This is a genomic window from Mesorhizobium sp. M7A.F.Ca.MR.245.00.0.0, from assembly GCF_003997415.1.
In the GTDB taxonomy this organism is placed as follows: Bacteria; Pseudomonadota; Alphaproteobacteria; order Rhizobiales; family Rhizobiaceae; genus Mesorhizobium.
The window spans coordinates 1-1,815 of the sequence record NZ_RZTE01000093.1; the positions used below are offsets into that span (position 1 = coordinate 1).

2 protein-coding genes and 1 pseudogene are annotated in these 1,815 nt (G+C 58.2%); 1 reads left to right on the top strand and 2 read right to left on the bottom strand.

Annotation, left to right across the window (positions count from 1 at the left end):
• Positions 1-196, bottom strand: a pseudogene (locus tag EOB80_RS34150) (hypothetical protein); the annotation flags it as partial.
• A 446-nt stretch (positions 197-642) separates the two neighbouring features.
• Here EOB80_RS34150 and EOB80_RS34155 point away from each other — a divergent pair.
• Complete coding sequence (locus tag EOB80_RS34155) at positions 643-831, top strand: DUF3606 domain-containing protein (RefSeq protein WP_127321696.1); 189 nt, start codon at positions 643-645, stop codon at positions 829-831.
• Positions 832-982: 151 nt separating this feature from the next.
• On the opposite strand, the gene EOB80_RS34160 is transcribed toward EOB80_RS34155, so the two are convergent.
• Positions 983-1,297: a hypothetical protein gene (locus tag EOB80_RS34160; RefSeq protein WP_127332373.1), complete on the bottom strand. Its 315-nt coding sequence runs from the start codon at positions 1,295-1,297 to the stop codon at positions 983-985.
• Between the last annotated feature and the right edge of the window lie 518 nt (positions 1,298-1,815).

Genomic DNA, 1,815 nt, shown 5'->3' on the forward strand with positions numbered 1-1,815 from the left:
TGGTTGCCGCCGCCTCGACAATCGTCTTGTACGTCGATGACCAGTCGTAGCCCCTCCGCGTGATCGTTCGGGCGGTGCCGTCCTCGACAATGACTTGCGTCCGGTTTCCATCATACTTGATTTCGTGAATCCAGTTGTCCCCTGTCGGCGGCACCTCGACAAGCGTGGGGAACATTGGCCGGATGAACTTCAACATACGCGAACTCGGACAGGACCGAATTTAAATTAGAATAGGCTAAAATAGTTGCAAAGGAATGCACCAGGGCACTTGGGTGTTCATGCCCCACCCGTTTCGGCCGGCGTCAGGGAACGATTCCGTCCTCCCTGTGTTTCAATCTCATGACAAACATCCCGAAACGCCAGGGAATAGCGATGGCGGCCGAAGTCGCCAGTGCCAAGCAACGCCTGGAACGGGCCGAGCTCGCGATTTAGCGCTCGAAAGAGATGGTGGCCCAAAACATTGAGCGTTCCGGCAGGATACGGCGTTTGGTCGAGGCCGCCATACAAGATCGATAGACTCCCGAGAAGGATCCCGTGCAGGCAGAATCAAGCCGGCGCAGGCCAACTCTGCGACAAGCGCCGGCTCGTCCTTACGTGGAACCCGGCGCTACTTTCGCTATTCTCCTCTCAGGAGGAACAACCATGCCAGATGACAAAAGCAAGCGCGATTTTCGTGACCGCGACCGCGTATCGGGCGACGAGGAATACGAGGTCGGCTATCTCGCCAGCAAATTCCAGCTTACCATCCCTGAAGTCCGGGAACTTATCAAAAAGCACGGCAACGACCGTGAGACGCTGGAGCGCGAAGCGAAAGCACTAGGCAGTCGATGACGAGCTAACGTCGCCAATCCCAAGGCTAAACCGCTCGTATCGCGAAGACCCGCCGTGCTGGCCTTGCACGACGGGCTATATGTGCGGCTACATCCTAGGAATCGACCGCTTGTACCAACCTGAGACAGGGGCAAAGGTTCCGAAAGCGCGCTCAGCAGCCGTCCGTGGTCTTTTTCATCTGGCCAGGAGCGGCCGAGTTAGCGTCTGTATCCTGCTGGCCTGGCGCGGCCTGCTTGGCGCTGCCAGTTTGCTGACCAGGAGCGCAGTCCTTGGCGGAGTTCGAGTTCGTTCCACTCGTGGCGGTCGAATCCGTGCCCTGATCGGTCATAGTGCTCGGCATGGTCTTGGTTGTCGTCGTGGATGACCCGCCAGTACCGGTGGTGTTGCTCGATTGGGCAAAGGCCAACCCAGTTGACAGTGCCACAATGGCGGGCGCGAAAAGTAGCTGTTTCATAATCAACTCCATGTTTGAATCTCCCTGGGCACACCTAACTTCGCATGAAGCGGCGGTTCCAACGAATGGGGTCCGAGAATCGCCCAGCACATGACGCAAAAAGCCCGCCGGCCGGAACCAGCGGGCAGTTCTCATGGGGGAAAGCACCGGGAGCAGTGCGACGACCAAAGTTCGACAGGGCAGTTTTGTTCCATCGTCAGTGAACTGGCTTCGACCTTTCCGACACCGATGCACTGACCGAGATCCTGGCAGAGCTGGCCCGTTCTGGTGCTGGCTCCTGTCTCGATCTGAGATGCAAGGTCTGCGATGCCAAGGGCGACGAAATCCAGCAATTCAGGGTAGCATTACGGGTTCCTGAGAACCGGGACGTGATGCTTCACCGGCCTGCCATTGAAAAACCCGCCACTGAGGGAGCAGTAACGGGCCTTCCCGGTGTTATCCTCGGCCAGGGAAACTGAGAGCGATCCAAACTTCCTTTTCGGAGCCATGTTGCAGTGGGTCCGCCCCTACTGGCGGGCAGAGGCGGACCC

What these genes read in the sequence shown, in the direction of transcription:
- EOB80_RS34155 (WP_127321696.1), top strand. Translation starts at nt 643, where the DNA reads ATGCCAGATGACAAAAGCAAGCGCGATTTTCGTGACCGCGACCGCGTA.
- EOB80_RS34160 (WP_127332373.1), bottom strand. Translation starts at nt 1,297, where the DNA reads ATGGAGTTGATTATGAAACAGCTACTTTTCGCGCCCGCCATTGTGGCA.